The following is a 5558-nucleotide window of genomic DNA, read 5'->3' on the forward strand; positions in this document are numbered from 1 at the left end:
AGCTTGATAACATTCGATCGCCCGTTCGATATTCTCTCCTCTATCGAACTTGATTCTGTCACTGTAAGCACTTCCTAAATTATTTTGAGTCATCGCCCAATCTTGGGGCAAAGCATCGCGGGTGTAAACTTGTAAAGCAGCTTGATAACATTCGATCGCCCGTTCGATATTATCTCCTCTATCGAACTTGATTCTGTCACTGTAAGCAAGTCCTAAATTATTTTGAGTCATCGCCCATTTTTGGGGCAAAGCATCGCGGGTGAGAACTTGTAAAGCAGCTTGATAACATTCGATCGCCCGTTCGATATTCTCTCCTCTATCGAACTTGATTCTGTCACTGTAAGCAAGTCCTAAATTATTTTGAGTCCTCGCCCATTTTTGGGGCAAAGCAGCGCGGGTGAGAACTTGTAAAGCAGCTTGATAACATTCGATCGCCCGTTCGATATTCTCTCCTCTATCGAACTTGATTCTGTTACTGTAAGCAATTGCTAAATTATTTTGAATAGTTGCCCAAAGTTCGGCATCAGTAACTTGCTTAAAAATTTGCAATCCCGCCTCGTAGCCGGCAATGGCAATTTCCATATTGCTACTTTTGCTACCCAGCGGAAACTGTTGAATCAAATTACTGAATTTAACTATATTAAGAGTAATGTTTGTAGCTTCCTCTGACTCCATTGCTGCGATAGTTTGAGTTGCCCACTCGCGCAGATATCGGGCAAAACCATCATCTAATAATTCTAGATTCTGTTTCAGGAGGGCGATTTGTTCGTCTTCTGGGGAGTTGAGGAGGGATTGAATCAGATTGAGATAGGCTTCGCGGCGTTTTTCGTTCATTTTGCACAACCCATTTTTGGAATATTTTACATTATTTGTTGGGGGAAGGCAAGTTCGGCAGCGGATTTTGTAGCGGATGTAACGGATGGATTTGGGGGTGATTTACGGATTGATTACGGGTTGATTGCAGAGGCCCCGGCGGTTGGAAACCGCGTCTACACAAACGATGTCCACCTCCGTGGACGAAGATGGTATTCGGAGATGGAAAATCGTTGGATGAAATCTTCAACCCGCGGAGGCGGGTTTTGTTTTTGTAGACGCGGTTTCAACCGCCGGGTTTCTCTCAATCAATTGGGTAAAATCTTCAACCCACGGAGGTGGGTTTTGTTTTTGTAGACGCGGTTTCAACCGCCGGGTTTCTTCCTAATTACCCAACCCTTCAACTAACAGATTGCGAGCACTTTCCAACGCTGACTGCAACTTACTAGCATCACGTCCCCCAGCCTGGGCCAAATTAGGCCGCCCGCCGCCTTTGCCGCCACAAATTTGAGCAATTCCCCCGATAAACTTGCCAGCTTGCAATCCTTTCTTATTAACTTCTGGACTAAAAGCTGCTACCAAACTTACCTTGTCCGGTTCAGGAATTGATGCCAAAACAACCGCAGCATTTCCTAACTTTTGCTGCAATCTTTCCGCCGCAGTTTTCAGCGCTTCTGCATCCACATCACCCAATTGAGCTACAATGATTTTGAACTCGCCAATGGACTCAGCTTTTGCTAGCAACTGGTCGGATTTCGCGATCGCCAATTCCGACTTCACAGCAGCCAACTGCTTCAGAGTATCCTTCAACTCATTCTGCAAATTAGTAATCCGGTTGGGCAATTCTTCGGGTTTCGCCTTAAATCGATCGCCCAAATCGCGCACAACCCTGTCACGCACATTCAAATAATCCAAAACAGCTTGACCCGAAACCGCCTCAATCCGGCGAGTACCAGCCGCAACCCCCGCCTCGGAAACAATCTTAAACAGCCCGATTTCAGCCGTATTGCTGACGTGAGTCCCCCCGCACAATTCCATCGAAACGCCCGGAAAATCGATAACCCGCACCACGTCGCCGTACTTCTCGCCAAACATGGCTGTGGCGCCTTTTTCTCTGGCTTGGGCGATCGGCATTTCGGCAACTTCCGCAGCGTGGGCCTCAGCAATCCAACTATTAATTAAATCCTCAATTTTCTGCAACTCTTCTGCTGTCACAGCGCGCGGAGAATTGAAGTCAAACCGCAATCTGTCTGTCGATACCAGGGAACCAGCTTGCGAAATTGAATCGTCTACAATTTTTCTCAAAGCTGACTGTAATAAGTGAGTTGCTGTGTGGTTGGCTTGAATTCGGCGGCGGCCGCTATTGTCAATTTTCGCAGTCAAACTATCGCCAACTTTTAAGGTTCCCCGTTCCACAAAGCCGAAATGCACGAAGAAATCTGACTCCTTTTTCACATCATCAACTCTCACCAACAAACTCTGACCATTCTCTCCGCTTTGCAAATAACCTTTGTCCCCAAGTTGTCCGCCGGATTCTGCATAAAACGGCGTTTGGTTCAAAACAACTTGTACCTCAGTTCCCGCCTCTGCTGATTCCACAGCTTTGCCGTCAACTAAGATAACTTTGATTTCAGCTAAACTTGACAATTCAGTATAGCCAACAAACTCTGTTTTCTGGATACTCTCAGCTAACTTATCCAAGGAACCCTGCACAGTTAAATCAATGGTTTGGTGAGCTTCTTTCGCGCGAGTTTGCTGTTCCTTCATCGCGACTTCAAAGCCATCTAAATCGACAGTAATTCCCTGTTCTTCCGCAATTTCTTGAGTCAATTCTAAGGGGAAACCGTAGGTATCGTAAAGCGTGAACGCATCTTGTCCAGAAATTTCTACTGTGGGGTGGGCATCCTGCCCGCCCCCAGAAACCGACAGGCGAGACGCCTGTTCCACAAGAGCTTTTTTGAGAATTTCCTCAAGCAGCTTCTCTCCCCGTTCCAAAGTCTTGAGAAACTGCGCCTCTTCCCTTGCCAATTCCGCCTTAATTTGAGCTTCGCGCGATCGCACATTTGGATAAACTGCTTCCGAAAGGGCGATCGCGCTTTCGGCCACCCGCACCGTAAATTCGCCCTGAATCCCAATCAGCCGCCCGTGGCGCACCACCCGGCGAATCAACCGACGCAAAATGTAACCGCGGCCGACATTTGACGCGCGAATTTCGTCCGCAATCATGTGCACCACAGCCCGAATGTGATCGCCAATTACTTTCAGCGAAACCTTGACATTTTCATCGCTATTGTGGTAATCAATTCCGGCAATTTCCGCCGCCGATTGGACGATCGGAAAAATCAAATCTGTTTCGTAATTGTTCGGGACTTTCTGGAGGATTTGCGCCATCCGTTCCAATCCCATCCCAGTATCAATATTTTGATTTTGCAGCGGTGTTAAATGGCCCTCTGCATCCTTATTGTACTGCATGAAAACCAGGTTATAAAATTCGATAAACCTGCTATCATCTTCGAGGTCAATATTGTCGCCTCTTTCTGGGTGGAAATCGTAATAAATCTCGGAACACGGGCCGCAAGGGCCTGTGGGGCCGGATTGCCAGAAATTGTCAGCTTCTCCCATGCGTTGAATGCGATCGCCCGGAATGCCAATTTCATCGCGCCAAATTGCAAAAGCTTCGTCATCTTCTCGGAAAACGCTAACAACTAAATTGGACGGTGACAAACCGAAAACTTCCGTGGAAAGTTCCCACGCCCACGCGATCGCCTGTTTCTTGAAATAATCCCCAAAACTGAAATTCCCCAACATCTCAAAAAACGTGTGGTGGCGGGCGGTACGGCCGACGTTTTCGATATCGTTGGTGCGGATGCACTTTTGTGAAGTGGTAGCGCGCGGTGATTCTGCGGTGCGCTGTCCGAGAAATATCGGCTTAAATTGTAGCATTCCGGCGATCGTTAGCAACACAGTCGGATCTTCGGGCACCAAAGAAGCACTCGGCAGGATTTTGTGTCCCCGCTGGGCGTAAAAGTCGAGGAATGTTTGGCGGATTTGACTACCGCCGAGAGACTTAGGAGTAATAGACATGACAAAAACTGTTAAGTATGTAAAGATGTAGCAGCAATAGAACTCAATACGCTTCAGTTAATAGTGTTTATTGCCCGGAGATCCCCTCGCATCCCCCTTAAAAAGGAGAGTAGGGGTTGACTTTGAGAAAACTCTTGTCCCCCCCTTTTTAAGGGGGGCTAGGGGGGATCGGGCTTAGCCCAAGCGTATTGCAATAGAACTTACATCTATGTGGATATTTATATCATTATACTTAGTAATGTAAAGACCTATCAAGTTTTACAAATTGTGCTTTACTCCTCCCAAAGCTCGTGCTAACTTAACAATAGACACCGGGACAGAAAGAAACAGGAGGTCGCTATATTTAGCCCGTTCAGCGGGAACCCCCTCTCGATAATTTTTAATTTGGGGTGGGATGAAAGCCAGGTTTGTGAAAAATGGAAGGTTGACCGATTCCGTAGGACAGGGAAATCTTCACAGCCTGAACAAACAATCCTTGATATATTGGAAAGACAGTGGGGCTGGACGTGTTCCTCACTATAAAACGCCGTAGAGAGAAACATTTTGGAGTATCTCGAAGGAAGATCTAGATATCCTTAACAGGACTCAGATGCCTACAACATATTGCTTGCAATTGATGTAGGAGCGTCACAAGCAAAGTTCAAGGATATAGACATGGTGTCTCCGGTCTAAATTCCCAGGCGCGGCCGAAATTAACCGAACACAACTTGGAATAGTGGCGAAACTGCCGATCGCGCAGTCAAGCCAAACCGCAGTCGAGTCAGACTTATTGTGCTTGCGGATTAAAAGTAAAGCTGCACAAGTTGTAAACCCTAGTAAGCATATTGTTCTCTACCGGAAACACATCTCGTTTGTTAGAAAATCAAAGATTCTTATATTATTGGGTCTGGTCGCTGTCGATCGGGCCCTACGCTTTTTTATAGGGAAATGGGAAGAGGGGGAGAAAGAGAGAGGGGGAGAGGGGGAGACGGGGAAGAAAGGGAGAGGGGGAGAAAGGGAGAGGGGGAGAGGGGGAGAAAGGGAGAGAGGGAGAGGGGGAGAGGGGGAGACGGGGAAGAATCCCGATGCAAGCATCTGTGCACAAGCTCTTATCTGCGAGCGGGGACGCTCGCGAGTCTGTTATGGTGCGAGCGTCCCCGCTCGCTTGCGGAACTCACTTCGAGCGGGACGCTCTATTCGTGCTATTCGGCTCGGACTGCTGTGACTCGATCGATCGAGCTTTTGAGTTATCTATAATACATAACGGGCGATCGCGCCCGCGCGTTTTTGGTCGTGGCTGACGCCCTCTGGCATGAGGCACTGTCAATATGCGATATCATTGAAAAGTCAGTACAAGAGGTTAACTTACAGGGCGAAATAGTTATCTAAACTTAGTCAAAGCTCGCTGAACAAGATAAGTCTAGAATTGATATAATATCTGCAATGCCGAAAACCAAAGCTCAATTATCCGGTTTGTAAACCGCAGTTCTGTCAGGACTAGCCAGCCTGTTAAGGTCGAGAAGGAAGTCCACAACTCGTTAAATTGGCTGAAAATAGTGGGTGACTCATGGCTAAAAGCTTCAGCTAGAATTGTTTTTTGGATTAGGATGGGCTACATCCGAATTTACGCCTGTGGACAAGTTGCGAGCCGACTCCCTTGGGTGAAGCAGGAAGCAGACCCT

General features: G+C 47.4%; 2 protein-coding genes. Both read right to left on the minus strand.

What is annotated here, in order from left to right:
• A partial coding sequence (locus JGK07_RS32615) for a tetratricopeptide repeat protein (RefSeq protein WP_293199323.1) occupies positions 1 to 834 on the minus strand: 834 nt, incomplete at its 3' end.
• A gap of 363 nt (positions 835 to 1197) precedes the next feature.
• A complete protein-coding gene (gene alaS, locus JGK07_RS32620; protein ID WP_293225948.1) occupies positions 1198 to 3897 on the minus strand; it encodes an alanine--tRNA ligase in 2700 nt (899 codons plus the stop codon).
• Positions 3898 to 5558 lie beyond the last annotated feature (1661 nt).

Origin of the sequence: Microcoleus sp. PH2017_24_DOB_U_A (assembly GCF_020738205.1) — a bacterium.
Lineage (GTDB): Bacteria > Cyanobacteriota > Cyanobacteriia > Cyanobacteriales > Microcoleaceae > Microcoleus.

What these genes read in the sequence shown, in the direction of transcription:
- alaS (WP_293225948.1), bottom strand. Translation starts at nt 3,897, where the DNA reads ATGTCTATTACTCCTAAGTCTCTCGGCGGTAGTCAAATCCGCCAAACA.